The 17,871-nt window shown below is 58.3% G+C and carries 11 protein-coding genes and 1 pseudogene; 5 read left to right on the top strand and 7 right to left on the bottom strand.

Annotated features, from left to right (window positions below; genetic code table 11):
• Positions 1 to 83: 83 nt before the first annotated feature.
• From AAGS40_RS27600 to AAGS40_RS27620, 5 genes are all read right to left on the bottom strand, one after another.
• Entirely contained in the window at positions 84 to 1,550 is a 1,467-nt protein-coding gene (locus tag AAGS40_RS27600) for an efflux transporter outer membrane subunit (protein ID WP_345816737.1), read from the bottom strand.
• A complete protein-coding gene (locus AAGS40_RS27605) occupies positions 1,547 to 4,744 on the bottom strand; it encodes an efflux RND transporter permease subunit (protein ID WP_345816738.1) in 3,198 nt (1,065 codons plus the stop codon). The genes AAGS40_RS27600 and AAGS40_RS27605 overlap by 4 nt, the downstream gene beginning before the upstream one ends.
• Positions 4,741 to 5,991, bottom strand: coding sequence for an efflux RND transporter periplasmic adaptor subunit (locus tag AAGS40_RS27610; protein WP_345816739.1), 1,251 nt, complete (start codon positions 5,989 to 5,991; stop codon positions 4,741 to 4,743). The genes AAGS40_RS27605 and AAGS40_RS27610 overlap by 4 nt, the downstream gene beginning before the upstream one ends.
• Positions 5,992 to 6,587: 596 nt before the next feature.
• Positions 6,588 to 7,283 (bottom strand): isochorismatase family protein, encoded by a 696-nt coding sequence (locus AAGS40_RS27615; RefSeq protein ID WP_345816740.1) that lies wholly within the window; start codon positions 7,281 to 7,283, stop codon positions 6,588 to 6,590.
• Positions 7,284 to 7,709: 426 nt separating this feature from the next.
• Complete coding sequence (locus tag AAGS40_RS27620) at positions 7,710 to 8,891, bottom strand: MFS transporter (protein ID WP_345816741.1); 1,182 nt, start codon at positions 8,889 to 8,891, stop codon at positions 7,710 to 7,712.
• Between the two features lie 246 nt (positions 8,892 to 9,137).
• Here AAGS40_RS27620 and AAGS40_RS27625 point away from each other — a divergent pair, with 246 nt between their 5' ends.
• Complete coding sequence (locus tag AAGS40_RS27625) at positions 9,138 to 9,686, top strand: helix-turn-helix domain-containing protein (RefSeq protein WP_345816742.1); 549 nt, start codon at positions 9,138 to 9,140, stop codon at positions 9,684 to 9,686.
• Positions 9,687 to 9,753: 67 nt separating this feature from the next.
• Here the strand turns inward: AAGS40_RS27625 and AAGS40_RS27630 are convergent, their stop codons facing one another.
• Positions 9,754 to 10,674 (bottom strand): LysR family transcriptional regulator, encoded by a 921-nt coding sequence (locus AAGS40_RS27630; protein WP_345816743.1) that lies wholly within the window; start codon positions 10,672 to 10,674, stop codon positions 9,754 to 9,756.
• A 542-nt stretch (positions 10,675 to 11,216) separates the two neighbouring features.
• On the opposite strand from AAGS40_RS27630, the gene AAGS40_RS27635 reads away from it, so the two are divergent.
• A complete protein-coding gene (locus tag AAGS40_RS27635) occupies positions 11,217 to 12,089 on the top strand; it encodes an SDR family oxidoreductase (protein ID WP_345816744.1) in 873 nt (290 codons plus the stop codon).
• Positions 12,090 to 12,448: 359 nt separating this feature from the next.
• The gene (locus AAGS40_RS27640; protein WP_345814155.1) at positions 12,449 to 13,864 is read left to right on the top strand and encodes an ISNCY family transposase; all 1,416 of its coding nucleotides are present in this window, start codon (positions 12,449 to 12,451) and stop codon (positions 13,862 to 13,864) included.
• A 320-nt stretch (positions 13,865 to 14,184) separates the two neighbouring features.
• Here the strand turns inward: AAGS40_RS27640 and AAGS40_RS27645 are convergent.
• Positions 14,185 to 14,411 (bottom strand): annotated as a pseudogene (locus AAGS40_RS27645) (LysR family transcriptional regulator); the annotation flags it as partial.
• Between the two features lie 771 nt (positions 14,412 to 15,182).
• Here AAGS40_RS27645 and AAGS40_RS27650 point away from each other — a divergent pair.
• Both AAGS40_RS27650 and AAGS40_RS27655 read left to right on the top strand, forming a co-directional pair.
• Positions 15,183 to 16,859: a tannase/feruloyl esterase family alpha/beta hydrolase gene (locus AAGS40_RS27650; protein ID WP_345817610.1), complete on the top strand. Its 1,677-nt coding sequence runs from the start codon at positions 15,183 to 15,185 to the stop codon at positions 16,857 to 16,859.
• Positions 16,860 to 17,010: 151 nt separating this feature from the next.
• Positions 17,011 to 17,742: an MFS transporter gene (locus AAGS40_RS27655; RefSeq protein WP_345816745.1), complete on the top strand. Its 732-nt coding sequence runs from the start codon at positions 17,011 to 17,013 to the stop codon at positions 17,740 to 17,742.
• The last annotated feature ends 129 nt before the right edge of the window (positions 17,743 to 17,871 follow it).

The raw sequence follows: 17,871 nt of genomic DNA on the forward strand, positions 1-17,871 counted from the left end.
TGGATAGGTCGTTGTGGAGCAGCGTTGCACACGCCATCATCATCGGACCGCGCGACGATGATGGCATTTGATCCCCGTAGCGGCTACCCCGCATGCTGGGGTATATCCCAACCTCCTCCCAGTGCCCGAAAGGTGCTGACCGCTGCGCGAGCTGCGTCCGCGCGTGTCGCATCAAGATCGTCGCGTGAGGTGAGAAGTTGCCTTTCGGCATCCAGCACGTCGGTCAACGTTATCGAGCCCGCGCGATACGCAGTTTCCGAAAGATCGCGAGCCCGCGTCAACGCGATCACTTCTGCGTTGAGCTCCTGCACTCGAATTTCTGTTTGAGAAAGCGCGACGAACGCGTTTTCGACGTCAAGAGTGGCCTTGAGTGCCGCCTGTTTGTACTGAGCTAAAGCCTCGGCATGCGCGCCGCGGGCCTGAACAACTTCCGCGTCCACTTTGCCGAAATCGAATAGACGCCACCGCAGTGCGCCTGTGCCTACCGGTTGAAAGGACCTTGCGGACAAAAAATGCTGACCGGTTATGCTGTCAAAGCCAAGCGCGCCCGAAAGCGATATCTTCGGATAGTAATCGGAAATTGCTATTCCAATTTCCTCGTTGGTCGCGGCGAGGTGTCGTTCGGCTGCGATGATGTCCGGTCGTCGACGCAAAACATCCAGTGGCTGGTCGTCTGTGCTGATAGCGGGAATCTCGGGAATAGTTCCGGCGTTGGCACCCAGTTCTGCGGAGTAAGTGCCTGGCTGGACACCCATCAGTACATCTAGCCGGTTGAGCTGCCCCTCGAGAGCGACACGCAGGGATGGAACGCGGGCGCGTGCCTGCCGGAGTACGGCTTGCGCCTGGGCGACTTCGCGAGGCGTGGCCGCGCCTGCGTGAACGCGCGCCGTCACGAGGTCCAGAAGGCGTTGATCTGTGTCGACCTGATCCTGGGTGACACCAAGTTGTGCCTGAAGGCCTCGGACTTGAAAGTATGCATCGGCGGCGTCTGCCGCTACTGTCACACGTGTCCCGAGGTGCGCCGCCTCGGCAGCCTGCTCTTCGTCCCGAGCGGCCGAGTGCGCGCGCCTGAGTCCTCCGGCAAGATCAATTTCCCAACTTGCAGTCATGCCTGCAATATATTCCTTCTGATCGCGACTGTAGTTTGGGAACGCACTGGCGAGCGTGCCTAGTGGGCTTTGCACGCTCTGATGGGCTGCAGTGTAGGAGGTCTGCGCGTCAACGGTTGGCAATAAAGCTGCTCCGGCCGCCTGGGCTACCGCCCGAGCCTGTGTGACGCGAGCGAAGGATGACTGAAGATCCAGATTCTGATCGAGCGCACGCTGTACGACCCGTTCGAGCATTGGATCATTGAAGCCCGTCCACCATCTATCCAGCGTGGGGGCGGCCAGTGTTGTCTGCCGCGCCGAAACTGCAGGTGAGTTGTGAAATGGGGCCATCTCCATTGTCGGGGCAACGTAGTCAGGGCCTACAGCGCATCCGGCGAGAATGGCACCAAGTATGAGTGCGCCTGCCACTGCAGCTTTCTTCGGGATAGGTGCATGCCTCATTTCGCATCTCCGCTGCTGAGCCTCGGGTTGATTCCAGCTGTCTCCTTCCGAACTCCCAACTTGCGGACGAACGCATAAAAGGCCGGGGTGAACGCAAGGCCGAAGACCGTGACGCCTAGCATGCCGAAGAACACGGTGGTCCCTAAAGATTGCCGCATTTCAGCGCCGGCTCCCGCAGCGATCGCGAGCGGCGCCACGCCTGCGATGAATGCGAGCGACGTCATCAGAATTGGGCGCAGACGGACGTGGGCCGAATGGACGGCCGCGTCTTCTGCACTCACACCATCTTCTTCCTGCCGCTGCTTGGCGAACTCCACGATAAGGATTGCGTTTTTTGCCGCCAGCCCCACGAGGACGACGAAGCCAATCTGGGCAAGAATGTCGATCGGCATGCCCCGGATATTCAGACCTATCGACGCGGCCAGGAGGCACATCGGGACAATCAACACGATTGCCAATGGCGTCTTCCAGCTCTCGTATTGCGCAGACAATACAAGGAACACAAACAACGCTGAAGCGGCGAAAATAATCAGAGGCGACATCGTTTGCTCCTTCTGCTGATGTGCAAGATCAGTCCACTCGAACGTGACTCCGTTTGGCAGCACCTGATTTGCGAGCTCCTCCATACGAGTGATCGCCTCACCAGACGAGAAACCAGGTCCAGCCGCGCCCATGATCTCGGCTGCGGGATACAGGTTGTAACGAGGCACGCGGTAGGGCGTCGTCGTGTTGTTAAAGGTGGAAACACTACTGATGGGGACCATGTCACCTGAACTGTTGCGCACCTTAAGCCTTCCAATATCCTCGGGCGTTTGCCGGAACGCCTGGTCGCCCTGAACGCGTACCTGATACGTCCGACCCATGAAATTGAAATCATTCACATATTGGGAGCCAAGATACAACTCCATGGTCGAAAACACGTCTGTTGGTGTCAGACCAACTTTCTCGGCTTTCAGGCGGTCAATGTCTGCATAGACGGACGGCGCACCCGCGTTGTAAAGCGTGAACACGCCGCCGAATGTCTTATCCTTTCTAGCCGCCGCGACAAGGTCATTCGTCGCCTTTGCCAGCGCCTGCGGACCGAGACCGGCGCGATCCTCCAGCATCAGTTTGAACCCGCCTGCTGAACCCAGGCCTTGTACCGGAGGAGGGTTTACCACCACAACGACGGCATCCTTGATAGTGGCAACCCGTTTGCGCATTGTCACAAGCATCGTGGCCGCGTTAATGCCGGGGACATGCTTGCCATAGAGCGATGGCAATCCATAAAAGAGGGTACCGACGTTAGGCGCAATAGTGGTTGTGGTGACGTCGAAGCCGGTGACCGGAGACGTATGCGTTACACCTTTCATACCTGGCGTGGTCAGGACGATGTCATTGATTTCGCGGATCACCTTATTCGTACGCTCAAGACTCGAGCCGGGCGGAAGGAACGCGATGATGGCCTGATAGCCGATGTCCTGTTCGGGAATAAATCCCGTGGGCATCCTCGCCATTTGAAGACCGGTTACTGCAATCAGCCCGGCATACACAACGAGCATCAGGGTCGTTGCGCGGACAAAGCGGCCGGTGATCCTGCCGTACCTGTCTGATAACCATTCGAACGCCGTGTTGAACCGCCCGAAGGTGGCATGGTGAGCACGGCCGAATATCGTTGAAGCCGGCTCATGCGGGCGCTCCATTTCGTGCGGTTTTAGAATCGCGGCACAAAGCGCGGGGCTCAGCGTCAGGGAAACGAAACACGAGATGACAGTGGATGCCGCGATGGTTATCGCGAACTGCTTGAAGAATAGACCAGAGATTCCGGACATCAACGCTGTCGGACCAAACACTGCGCACAGCGTAAGCGCGATCGCAATAATTGCAGTGGAGACCTCGTTCATCGTCTGATGGGCGGCTTCTCGCGGCGACATACCAAGCGCCATGTTTCTCTCGACGTTCTCTACGACCACAATCGCATCGTCGACGACGATCCCCACTGCAAGGACGAGTCCGAACAACGACAGATTGTTGATCGAAGCGCCAAACAACGCGAGAATGGTGAATGTCCCGAGCAGGGACACGGGGATAGCAACGACCGGTATGATCGTCGCCCGCCAGTTCTGGAGAAACAGATACACCACGCCGACTACCAGCAGAATTGCGATTGCGATTGTTTTGATGACTTCTTCGATCGACTGCGAGACGAATGTAGTCGGGTCGTAAATTCTGATGTAATCAATGCCAGGCGGGAAACTCTTCTTGAGCTCCGCCATCTTGTCCCAGATTTCGTGCTCGACCGCTACAACATTGGCGTCAGGCGTGGCTACCACAAACCAGGGCGTCGACGGATAGCGATCAGCGTAAGCCTTGGAGCCGTAGTCGACAGATCCGAGTTCGACGCGTCCTATGTCGCGAACGCGGGTCACCCGACCCAGGGAGTCTGACTTCACAACGACGTCTGCGAACTGTTCAGGCGTGCTGAGTCGACCGAGGGCATCGACATTAATCTGATAAGCGCCGGTACCTTTGTTATTCACTGGGGGCTGATTGAGTACGCCAGCGGAGACGGCGGCGTTCTGAGCCCGCAGAGCTGCAAGGATTTCGTTTGCGCTGATGTTGTAAGAAGCGGCCTTGTCCGGATCGATCCATATCCGCATCGCATACTGCCGCTCACCGAACAACTGGAAGTCGGCGACACCAGGCAAACGTGCGATCTGGTCCCGGATCGTTAACATGTAGTTTGACAGGTACTCCGGGCTTCGTGAGCCGTCCGGAGAATATACGTGTACGCCAAGCAGAAGCGCCTGTATCGTCTTTTTAACCTGCACGCCCTGTTGCTGAACCTCCACCGGTAGGCGGGAGAGAGTGTCCTCCACACGGCTGCGCGTTAGTAGCAGCGCGGTGTTCGGATCTGTGCCTACCTTGAATATCACCGTGATGGTCAACTGGCCGTTGCTGGTCGACTGACTGGTGATGTAATCCATGTTTTCGACGCCGTTGACTGATTGCTCAAGCGGCGTTGCGACGGTGCGGGCGATCGTGTCGGCCGACGCGCCCGGGTAAGACGTTACTACCTGAATAGTTGTCGGAACGATGTTGGGATATTGGGCGATAGGCAACTTGACCATCGTCGCAAGACCAATGAGCACCGCAAATATGTTTAAGACTGCCGCGAAGCGGGGATGCTCAATGAAGAAGTGAGTTAGTTTCACGGCTTGGCTCCCACTGCGACCTGAAAGGCAGAGGTTTCGATCGTTCCATTATGCGGCGCGACCTTGGCACCTGGTCTTACCGTCGGGATACCATCGATGACAATACGGTCAGTCGGTTGAAGACCTGAGCGGATGATCCTGAGTCCATCCCGGAGATCCCCGATTTCCACTTTCTTTGGCGCTACGACGTCGTCTTTCCCCACGACATAAACCATATGGTCGGTCTGGTCTGCCAGCACAGAGGAGTCGGGAACAAGGAGCTCCGGACGAGGCGCAGATGTCAACAGACGAACGCGTGCGAACCCGCCAGACGTAAGGGAAAAGTCACCGTTGGGGATGGTCGCGCGGGCATGAATGGTCCCGCTCGAACGATCAAGCGCGTTGTCGATGAAATTTAACGTACCAGTCCTTGCGAAAGTATCGTCGCCAGTGGGCGCTATGTTCACCGCATCTGCAAGTTGCCCTTTCTGAGCGATCCGCGTCTTTTGAAACGCCGCGTAGTCGTTCTCGCTCATGTCGAAGTCCAGATAAACCGGATCAAGTGAAACGATTGTTGCAAGCAATGTTGTTGGACTGCTCGCAGCTCTGCTCCCGGATATAAGATTGCCTATTGAGACAAGGTGTGTGCCCATCCGGCCCGTGAACGGCGCGTAAATGCGGCACCGGTCGAGGTCAAACCTCGCGTCGCGCACCTGAGCGTTTGCGTCGTCAACCGCCGCCTGGGCGCTCCGTTGCTCTGCGATCTTCTGATCGACATTCTCGATCGTGCCGGCTTCAGAGCGCTGCAATTCCTGGGCGCGGGCGAGTTCTCGCGTAGCTAGTGCAGATCGGGCTTTCGCCGACTCGAGCGTCGCGCTGGCCTCGCTCAGTTTGATCTGATATGGCTCAGGATCAACTTCGAAAAGCAGATCGCCTTTATGAACAATTTCACCGTCCCGGAAGTGAATCTGGGTGAGGGTGCCTCCAACCTGGGCGCGTATTTCAACGCGGTTCACGGCTGAGAACTGTCCAAGCAGCTCGATTCGGCCGGCAACGTCTCTTTGTAACGGCGTGCTGACTGCGACTGATGGGGCTGGCGGTGCGGCAACCGGAGCTGCTTCAGATTCGCGCAACCTATACGTAGCCCCAATGGCAGTCAGAATGGCCGCGAGCAGGACCGCCCTGGCTACCCAGCGCTTGCCACTCGACCAATGCGCACGTCGAGAAATCGCAGCATCTGCTTTCGCAGGATTCAGGCGGTCATTCATGGTCGACCTCGACAAACGAGGGCATCTTTATAGGATAAGCGTTTAGATACATTTCAGCTCCCGTCATATTGTCGTGACGTTTGTTTTGCAGTTACAGTCGTGTCGATCTAGGGATTGTTGAGCCCTGAGCGCAGTCGACTCGCGTGAAACATCGCCTCTGACCTTCCGATTGCCGTCTGGCCCATCGCCGGTTAGCTCAAGGTTGGCCGGACCTGGAGCGGAAATCGTGGAGACAGACGATGCTACTGACGCATTGGTGCCGTCCGGCCGTTATTTTGTCCGTGGAGTGGCCACCCGGCTCAGGCGCACAGCGCGTCCAGTACGGTTCAGTATCAGCTAGCGCCACGTTGGGCGTACGGCGTGAGAGATCGCATCCGCAGGCGATCTGCTAAACCAACGACACACGTGTGCTGGTCGAACTCTTTGAAATGTGCAGTGGCAAACGATCTGTTCGCTGCGGGACGGGAATCATTCACCAGATCACGGATGAGGTTCACGCGTCTTTCGTGGAACAGGAATGGTCGGCCGGGGCCTTCTTGGCGTGCCCTCCGGTAAGAATGCGATGTCGTTGGTTGCACGTGAAGCGGTTACCTGAATTAGGCCTCGGCGACTGCCTTCATGCGCCTGACGGCGTCTTCCGTTGTCCAGACGGCGTTTGCCTGAAAGCGGTAGTTGATCATTGCCGCCAGATAGGCATCGCCTTCCTCGTTACGGCCGCCGGCTACGGCATCTCGAACCATCGCTACTTCCATACCCTCTTCAATGATGTCTCGCATATGCCCTTCGAGGCAGATGTTGGCAACCGGGCCTGCCATGATCACCTTCTCGATGCGACGCATACGAAGCTGCTTGATCACATCATTCGTTCGCGCAGAGGCACCTTTGTGCGGAGAGGTGTTCGCAGTCTTTCCATCCTGAAGATATTTCTTGAAGCGCTCAGGGTAATCGGCTCCGGAGCCGTGAAAGCCCTCAAGATCGACGGGATCCTTCCGGCCGACGAAGCTAATCTCCGTAGCGAGATAATCGGAAATCGCGCCGCCAGGCGCAACCCATTGACGGTCCGTAGGAAAATAATAGTGAGGCGAATGAATAACTGGAAACCCGAATTCCTTCGCGGCAATCAGGAGCTGTTCGATATGTTCGGGAACGTTGTTCTGCTTAAGACTGTGCTCGATCATCGGATAATAACTACCATGCTCCGAAAGGAACTCGTTTTGGATGTCGGCCAGCACCAGCGCGGTGTGATGCCGGTCAAGCTGCATTTCGGGGTTACGATGAGTGAACGTAAACATTTGATAGCTCCAGTAAGGATAAGCGACGAAGTCGTTTGGCTTGATTTTGTGCAATCACTGGTGGGGACACTTGCAACTGCCGGGTAAGTGTCGCTGCAGGGATTAGCGAACCACCGGTCGCGACTCTCGCAGTGTTTAACCGTGTTCAATCTGAATCTTCGCTCTGCCCCCATCGCCTTTGATTAACGTGAAAGCCGCGTACGACCCCTTCGATGGCTATACGCTCCAGAGGATTCAGGCATTCATCCGGTCATCGCCGACCGGATGACACGAATTACGCCAGATGGCATCACCTTTAACAATTAGACCAAGGTATTGATCGCGCTTTCTGGATACGCATCGTCCCGATTCGCGCGGGGGTGCGGGGAAGGAAAGGTCGACGCTTCGTCACGGGGAACCTGGATGCCCTTCCAGCCAGGCGCCAGTTCACGTCGTAGCCGGTCCGGTGCCTGAAGTTGCTTTCGCAACGGACGCGATGCGCATGCTTGCCAGTTCCGAGACTCCTATCGCCAGAATCACCAGAACGCTCGCCAGATAGCCAAGATTGTGGCTACCGATAAGCGGGATCGCGGCCGCTCCGACGGCGCCTGCAATCGACACGCCGATATAGGTGCCCGATGTATTGAGCCCTACAAGCACGGAGGTCATCGGGGGATTCAGACTGGCAAGCCGGAACTGCTGTGGCACGAGTACACCCCATGCGCAGGCGCCCCAGACTGTCACGACGACCGCGGCACTCCACAGATGACCGCCAGACCACGGCATTGTCAGGATCGAAGCTGCGACGACAGTGAGCTTCGCGACTACCACCTTCCGTGAGCCTATTCTGTCCAGAACGCGCCCTGTCAACAGATTGGAAAACGTGCCGGCAACGCCCCACAGCACTAGCAACGCGCCGAGTATTTTTGGATTGTGACCGGTCGCCCGGTCAAAGACCACTGAGAAGTAGCTGAAGATGATAAACGTCCCAACTTGGGCTAGGACCGTCGTTGTCAACGTTAGCCCAACTCGCGAATCCGTGAGAGGAGCAAGACGCTGTTTGAGCGAGATAGCAGGTGGCAAGGGAACATCAGGCATGAAACACCAGATACCTGCGAAGGCACCAGCGCCGAGCGCGGCAACGAAAAGCATAGTCCAGTGCCAATTCGCCATTCCACCAATTACTGCCCCGATCGGAGAGCCGAGCGCAGTTGCAGTCGTAAGGCCCGCGACAATAACGGAGAGCGCATAGCCCCGTCTCTCAGGTGGCACGAGCATGGCTCCGGTGCCGCTAGCCGTGGGTGAGAACATTGCGGCGCCGACACCCGCCAGCACTCGGGTTGTCAATGCGAGACCTAGGGTGGGAGCTACGATCGTTCCGAGGTTAGCCAGGACAAACAGACCAATTCCGCCGAGCAGCAAGCGCTTGCGGGCTACATTGGCTGCCATCGCAGCGATCGTGGGACCCAGGAGTGCGTAAGTGAGAGCGTATGCGGTAATCATTTGACCCGCTCCCCCAATGCTAGTGTGAAAACTGCGTGCGATCTCAGGCAGGATACCCGCGAAGACAAAGCTGTCGGTTCCCAGTGCGAACATTCCGAGCGCTAGAGTCAATAGACGGCGGTCCATGTCACCTCCGATTAGTCGATAGTGTAGTTGCGTGACGAAACTATAGAGAAGCAAAGCGGTTCAAGCTACTCCTGATACCGGGAAACTGCTCCCCGAAATCTGGTGAAGTTGTGTGACGAAACTTGGAGTAAAGTAGATCCGCGGCGTAGACAATATCGACGCGCTTCGGAGAAAAAATCTGGCATGGGCCAAGGCTGAAGGCAAAATGCTTTGTGCCGCGGTTACCCATCAGGTCTCCACTGGGGCATGGAATCACACAACATTTTCGGAAATGTCATGTATCGGAAACGCTTCGATTCGATGAACTGCTCAATTGCACGGGCTCTTGATGAGGTCGGCGAGTGGTGGACGCTGCTGATCGTCCGGGAGTGCACGCAAGGGAGCAAGAGGTTCGATGAATTCCAGAATGAGCTGGGTATTGCGCGGAACGTATTGACAGCACGGCTGGAGCGCTTGGTGGAACTGGAAATTCTCGAACGTTTTCCGTTGACCGACCGGGCCAACACGTTCGGTTACCAACTGACCGCGAAGGGAGCTGATTTATATCCGGTTCTTGTTGCTCTCATGCAGTGGGGCGACAAATGGCTTGCTCCGAACGGAAAGCCACCGATCAGGCTGCTCGAAACAAGAAGTGGGCAGGCAATCGAATCGATGGACGTTCGTGGGCCAAGCGGAAATCACCTTTCATTCAGTGAAGTCCGGTATGCGCCTGGCCCAGGCGCCACAAAGGCGACGCGAGTGGTCATCGATAGCAGAAATGCGCGAGTCCTTGGCGACGACACCGATAGAGCATAAGGGTCTGGGAGGACGTCCGCTTTCGAAACAGTTACCTGGACTCAATCTGAGAAAGACAGCGCCGGCCCTAAATCTTGCCAAACCGCGACAGCGACAGTCTTAGCTTCGGTGCCGCGAAATCCAGGAAATGGCGCAGCTTAACGGCCATGAGATTACGCGATACGTGTACAAGGTGGACCGGAACCGGTTCAATTTCAAACTCCGGAAGGAGAATTCTGACCTGATTGTTCCTGATCGCCTCGTCAGCATCGTGCTCAAACACATAAGTAATTCCGACGCCGTCGACCGCTGCGCTTACCGCCGCATCGGGCGTAGTCACCTCAAGTCGCGGCGTTACTCTAATGGTCAACGCGCTGCCTTCGGAGGGGACGCGGAAGCGCCACGGCGAAAGATAGGGGCTGTTGAAAACGATGCTCGAATGCTGGGCGAGCTGTTCGGGATGTGTTAGCGGTGCAAACGCACTCAAGAAATCCGGGCTGGCACAGACAATGGGGCGGAGGGCGCCTACACGCGTAGCAATCATGCTGCTATCTGGCAGCTCGCCGATACGCACTGCGAGGTCCGCATGCGCGTCGATCAGATCAATATTTCGATCAGACAACAGCAGACGAACTGTTATCTCGGGGTAATCGGCGAGGAAGCGGTTCACGATTGGGAGCACGTGGATCCGGCCCAATTGAACGGGCGCCGTTATGACAAGCTCTCCGCGCGGAGCGGTGAACTCTCCAGCGGCCGCCCGTTCTTGATCGCGCACTATTTGCAGGATACGCCTTGCTGATTCCACATACGCAATGCCTGCGTCGGTCAACACAAGCTTTCGGGTGGTACGTATCAATAGGTGGGTCCCGACCAGCTCTTCCAGGTCGGCGACTTTGCGCGCAAGCGTGCTCGCGGGAATCCTCAACTCTCGGGAGGCTGCTGAGAGACTTCCATGGTCTACGGCACTCACCAGCATTTGCATAGCTTCAAGGCGATCCAACTCGTCCATCCGGTGTCGATTCGAACACCACCATTGTAGAGTGAACTCAGCGCCTACACAGGTGTACTTATCCCAGCTAGAACCGATGGATGTGACGCATTCCTCTCCGCAGAGGAAGGCAGCTCGCATTTTTAGCGCTACAGTGCATGCCACAACACCGATGGTATGCCTTTGGTTACGTCCGCCCAAGTTTCTCATCTCAAGGGGTACGCCGTCCGGCGTGAAAGCTTTATAACACCGCACTAAGCCCGAGAGTCCACCGATCGACAACATGCTCCAACCAGTACTTTCGTCTAATTGCGCAGGGTTAACGAGACGTGCCACACTTGCCGAAGCTTTTCGGTTAGGAATAAAGCCGAAGCCAAGGGGCGGCGACATGCGCTCACACTAATGCTTTGGGAGTCGTGCAAGAACTGCCTGAAAATCTGCGTTCGCTGTAAGCGGATTCAGCAGTGGTCAGGATCCAGCCGTACCGACTCAGGAAACATCGCATCGCTAAGCACTCCGTTCGTTAGCGATCCTTATTTTAATCGACTTGAAGGTTGCACACTATGTCAAAAACGATTCTTATCACCGGGACTTCAAATGGGTTCGGTTACGACATCGCCCAGACGTTAGCCGGTGCCGGACATCGAGTGTTCGCGACAATGAGGGATATCAGCGGTCGCCACCGGGAAGCGGCGAACGCCTTGTCCGCGAAAGGTATTGAAACGCTCGAGCTCGACGTCACAGATGACGCAAGTGTGGACGCAGCGTTCAGTTTACTTTTCCGCAAAACGGACGGTAAGCTGGATGTCTTGATTAATAATGCTGGAGTAGCAGCCGGCGGTATCCAGGAAACTTTTACGCCGGAGCAAACCCGTGAAATGTTTGATGTGAACGTGTTTGGCGTTCAGCGCGTAACGAGGGCGGCTTTACCGAGTATGCATAAAGCTCGATCAGGGCTTGTCATTAATATCGGCTCGATCCTTGGCCGTGTGACGCTACCGTTCTTTGCATTGTATGGAGCATCCAAGCACGCCGTAGAAGCTCTCACGGAGGGTTATCGCTACGAGGTGTCGCAGAACGGAATCGATGTAGTACTCGTTCAGCCCGGCCCGTATCCGACAAAGCTTTACACCTCGATCCAACGACCGGCCGACACCGCTCGGGCGGTCAGTTACGGTGAGGTGGCTACTCTGCCGGCAGCTTTCGAGGAATACCTGGGAGGAGTATTTGCCTCAGCAGAAGCGCCCGATCCGCATGAAGTGGCCATTGCAATCGCGGAATTGATCAACAAGCCAAGCGGGCAGCGTGCCGCTCGCGTCGTTGTCGGCCTCGATTTTGGCGCTACAGCGGCTAACATCGCCATTGCGCCGATTCAGGCACAGCTCGTTGCAGCCATTGGTATGAGTCAGCTCGATAAGGCAAAGACGACCGTCTGATCTTGTTACGGTGCCCGTTGAATTCTCAGTCAATCGGAGTCTGTGGATTCGCGGGCCGTTCTTCGCGAGTGTTTCGACGGTGCGCGACGAGACCGAAAGTCAGTAGGGCACCCGCATTGATCGTTTGGTAACTCTGCATTGCTGCGAAACGGCAGAGCTCATAAAATAGGACGAAATGTTCGTATATCAGCCAAAAATAAGGAATGCGTATCAACTTGACATAAGTAAAGTTATCAACGTTGTGTGTGTCAGAGCTTTTTAGAAATGTCCGGTTCTGGCTCATTGGAAATGTCCGGTTTTCCAACTCCGGGCTAGCTGTGGCGCATGCTGCGGCATCACAGCCAGCCCGGAGCCCGACCATGAACGGACGTGGATTCATCACGATCAGCATGCATGAGCTCGAGCGCGTGAAGGTCATTGAGGCGGTCGTCCAGCATCGACTGACGACCGTACGGGCGGCTGAACGTCTGCAACTGTGTGAGCGTCAGGTCAGACGGCTGGTGCGACGCTACGAGTCCGCTGGACCGGCCGGGCTCGTGTCGGCGCGGCGTGGACAGCCCAGTAATCGTGAACTGCCGGTTGATCTGCGGGCGCGAGCCATGGCGCTGGTGCGTGAGCGCTACACGGATTTTGGGCCGACGCTGGCGTGCGAGAAGCTATGCGAGTGTCATGGGCTCGTGCTCGCCAAGGAAACCGTGCGGCGCTGGATGCGTGAGGCCGGGTTGTGGATTCCACGCAAACAGCGGCCACCGAAGCTGCATCAGCCGAGAAACCGTCGTGCATGTCTGGGCGAGCTGGTGCAGATCGACGGCAGCGATCATCGCTGGTTCGAGGACCGCGCACCGGCCTGTACGCTGCTGGTGTTCATCGACGATGCGACGGGCCGGTTGATGGTGCTGCACTTCACCGCGACCGAATCGACCTTCAGCTATTTCGAGGCGATACGCGCGTACCTTGAGCAGCATGGCAAGCCGGTCGCGCTTTACAGCGACAAGGCCAGCGTGTTTCACTGCAACAGCCATTCGGTTACGCCTGGCAAGGGCGTGACGCAGTTTGGCAGGGCGCTGTATGAGCTGAATGTAGATACGTTCTGCGCCAACAGCAGTCAGGCGAAGGGCCGTGTCGAGAGGGCCAACCTGACGTTGCAGGATCGTCTGGTGAAGGAACTGCGGCTACGCGGCATCAGCACGAAGGAAGCTGCCAATGCTTACGCGCCCCACTTCATCGCTGACTTTAACGGCCGGTTTGGCAAGGTGCCGCGCAGCACGTTCGATGCACACCGGCCGCTGCGGGCGGATGACGATCTTGATCTGATCCTGACGGTTCGTGTGCCGCGGCGCGTGTCGAAAGTGTTGACGGTGCAATACGACCGTGTGATCTATCTGCTTGAAGATACGCCAGCGAACCGCAGCCTGATTCACGGGTATCTGGATGTGTTCGAGTATCCGGACGGACGTATCGAAATCCGGGTGAATGGTGCTGCCCTGCCCTATGTGCCTTATGACAGGCTCTCGGAGATCGATCAGGCTGCAGTGGTCGATAACAAGCGGCTTGGACACACGTTACAGATGGCGCAGTTGATCCAGGCGCAGCGCGATGACAGGCGGGCGTCGGGAGCTCCATCAAGGACCAATCAGGGTGAGGCTCCACGGTCGAAGGAGCGCAAGGTGGGTACCCGCAAGCAGCGCGAGTTGACCCGGGAGCAGTTGAATGAAGCGATTCTTGGAACTGCCGGAGCGCGGGTTGGCTCGGTGCTTAAAAGCCCTCTAACATAAAGATTTCTGAACCACAAAATCGGACATTTCTAAAAAGTCCAAACCCGGACATTTCAATCTGGCCTCGACATTGGTTGTTAGTCCAAAGCTGTAATGTCGTACGTGGGGCGACGATGTGTTTTCCCGAAACAGGGAACTCGGGCATCAGTCGACACACCCTCACGCAGCCACTACCCGTTCACTTAAGAACCGCCAGCCGAGAAATATCCAGTGCACCGACCGGGCAGCCATCGGCCCAGAACGCCTCTGGCCGGCGGTCCGTTACATGCACTGATAATCGGATGACAACATCGCAGCCTGCGGCCTGCCACGTTTCCTTGATCGAGATCGCGCAACACAGAGCGCACGTACGCCGAGAACGTCTTACCGGGCGCAGTCAGCGCGACGCCGCGCGGCTGTCGCACAAAGAGCGCAAGTCCGAGTTCATGTTCCAGTTCCTGAATCTGCTGGGACAGCGGCGGCTGCGAGGTATGCTGCCGCGCGGCGGCGCGCGTCAACTGGCCCTCTTCGGCGATGGCCAGAAATAGCGCAGGTGCCTGAGGTGCATGGCCGAACAATCCCTCCGCGCTATATGTGAAAAATATGGCAACTGCGGCTGACATGTATTTTACATTGGCCGCGTCAGCACGTAATCTGCATGTAAAAGCAGCACACACAAGGAGACATATGCAATCCGTCCTTCATGGCGTCATGCCCTGCGCCGGCGCGAAACCCTTAAGCCCGTCCCATGTGCGGCGCGCGGTGCTCGCATCTGGCAACGGCAACGGCAACGGCCTCGAGTGTACTTCGACGCGTTACGGCCGCAGCCTGATGGCACGGCGCGCGAGATGGACGGCGCAACATGTCCCGGCTTCAACGAGTGGAAGTAAGCATCGACAAGCTGCCTTGCTATGCGCAGGCAGTCGATCCACATGCGCTCGAACAACGTTACATGGATCACGACGTGAGCTATCTGCCCGGCACGCTCGGCAACGATCCGCAGCATCCGGCGCTCGATCGCTCGTGCGCAGCGCTGGCGCAAGGTCCGCAGCGGCTTGCGCGTGGCCGCGCGTATTACGCGTATCTGCGCGCGCGGCATCCGCAGATGCGGTATCGGTTGCACGAAGTGCCGGGCGCGGCGCATGGCGGTGACGCGATGTTCGTGTCGGAAGAAAGCGTGCGCGTACTGTTCGGCGCGCAGGCGCGGCTCGTGGAGAGCGCAGCATCCGGCGCGAATGCGAATGCGAATGGGCGGCGCGAACGAATAGCACCGCCATTTGACAGGCGCCGGGCCTCGATCCGGCGCACGAAAATCAGTCCATCACGAAAGGAGACGACGATGACCGACAGACCGCTGGGGTGGGCGCTCGCCCTCTGTTTTTGCATCAGCGCATGTGGCGGGAATGGAGGTTCCGCGCCATCGGCAACATCGACACCCTCGACACCCTCGCCCCCCGCCACTCAGCCGACGGCAGCGGCACAGTGCTCCGCGCTGAGCGGCATGTCGATCCCTGCATCTTCGATCGGCGAGCCGACGAGTGGCGCGAGCGTCGCGAGCGCGACGCTCGTCGAAACGGGCGGCGAATACTGTCAGGTCAACGGCGCGATTGCGCCCGTCGATCCGACGGCGCCACCCATCAACTTTCAGGTGAACCTGCCGACCAACTGGAATCACAAGGCGCTGCACTACGGCGGTGGCGGCTTCGACGGCACGCTCATTACGGGCGTCGATCCCCTCGACATGGCGCCGACGGGCACGGCGACGCCGCTCGCCAGCGGCTACGCAACCTTCGGCGACGATTCGGGCCATCAGAGTTCAAGCATCACCGACGGCAAGTTCGCGGCCAACGACGAATCGCTCGCCAACTACGGCGGCCTGAGCCTGAAGAAAACGCATGACGTTGCGATGGTGCTGATCAAACAGCGCTACGCGAGCGCGCCTGCCAAAACCTATTTCTTCGGCAGTTCGACGGGCGGCCGTGATGGCCTGAGCGAGGCGCAGCGCTGGCCCGCCGACTACGACGGCATCGTCGTCAACCGGCCGGCGCTGAACTACACGGGGCTGCGCCTGAGCAATGTCGTGCTCGGCCGCGCGCTCTATCTGAACAACGGCGCGGGATGGCTCGACGTCGCGAAAACGGTGATGCTGCAAAACGCCATCATGAACGCGTGCGATACGCTCGATGGCGTCGCGGACGGCATCATTTCGAATGTTGCCGCATGCAAGGCGCAGTCGGCGACGGTGCTGGCGTCGGTGCGCTGTGCGGGCGGCGCCGATACGGGGGATACGTGTCTCTCGGATGCGCAGATCGCGACCGTGCAGACCATCGCTGCGCCGTTGCAATTGCCGTATCCGATCGCGAACGGCGTGACGACTTACGCGGGCTATAACATCCTCGCAGGCTCGGTATTCGCGGGACCGTACACCACGCGCAATTTCGGCAAGTCGAAAACGCCGGCGAATCCGGCGGGCAAGAACGACGCGAACCAGTGGGTGACGGGCGATCAGTGGGTGAAGTATTTCATCACGCGCGTATCGACGTTCGATTCGTTGACGTTCGATCCGTTGAATCCCGGCGCGTATCAGTCGCGTGTGCAAGCGGTGTCGGCGCTGACGGATGCGACGAGCACCGACCTGAGCGCATTCCTCGCGCGAGGCGGCAAACTCATCATGACGCACGGTCTCGCCGACGAAATCGTCAGCACCGATTCGAGCACGGACTACTACAACGGGCTCGTGCAACGCTTTGGCCAGAGTACCGTCGATGGCTTCGTGCGCTTCTATCTGATGCCGGGTGTCGGACACGGAACGGGGCCGTTTCATCCCGCGATCGATTCGCTGTCGGCGCTGGATCAGTGGGTGCAGAGCGGCGTCGCGCCGGAGACGCTGTCGATGAGCGACCTCAACACGGCGACGCTGGGGCGCACGCGTCCGCTTTGCCGCTATCCATTGTGGCCGCGCTACACGGGCGGCGACGTAAATGCGGCGTCGAGCTACGCGTGCGGGAACACGTGATGGACTGTCCGTAGTGCACAGGCAAGACGCCGGTTTGCACACGGACAAGTCGGATGGCGGGTCAAAAACGATACTGCAGCCCTCAGAGCGAATATGCGAGGTTTCCGAGTCCATACCCGATCCGAGGCCTGCCCGTGCGCGCCGGCCCTATGTGCTCATCTCCGCGTTCCTCGGAACGGCCATTGAACAGTACGATTTCCTGTCGTACGGCACCGCGTCGGCGCTCGTTTTCAACCAGCTATTTTTCCCGTACCTCGATCCGCTCGGCACGATTGCGTCGCTCGGCACCTATGTCGTGGGGTATGTTGCGCGCGGCGCAGGCGCGCTGATCTGCGGGCACTTCGGTGACCGCATCGGCCGCAAGATGCTGCTGATGGTGACGCTCCTGGTCATGAGCATCGCGTCGACGCTGGCCGGTTGCCTGCCGACATACGCGTCGATCGGCACCTGGGCGCTCATTCTGCTGACGACGCTGCGCGTGCTGCAGGGCTTTGCGATCGGCGCCGAGCAGAGCGGGGCGATCGTGCTGGGTATCGAGAGCGCGCCTGCGCCTCGGCGCGGACTCTATGGAAGCTGGAGCGATTCGGGCAGTTACGGCGACGTGCCGCTATCGACGGGCGCGTTGCCGCTGACTTCGCTTTTACCCGAACCTGCGTTTCTCTCGTGGGGGTGGCGCGTATCGATGTGCTTCGCGCCCACGCTGACGCACCGATCGCGCTCCACCCGGGCTGACGGCGTGCTGTTCATCGCCACGGCGACAGGCGAACCCGTGATGCCTGTGACGCTCAGGCAGTGCGTCCGGGCTGCCGTGCGTGCTGTCGGCGCGGCGGCCGACGACGAAAGCCCTCGCCCCTTCGCGGCACGTACGGTCGCCGGCATCTGATCGAAGGCAAGACCAAAAAACAGGTGAGCAAGCTGCTGATCTGTCCAGCCACCGGACGGTCACCCGGTTGCACGAAGCCATCCCTGTCACCGATAACACAAGCGCAGCCAACGGATTAGCAACGCTTCC

The sequence above is a fragment of the Paraburkholderia sp. PREW-6R genome (genome assembly GCF_039621805.1).
GTDB lineage: Bacteria > Pseudomonadota > Gammaproteobacteria > Burkholderiales > Burkholderiaceae > Paraburkholderia.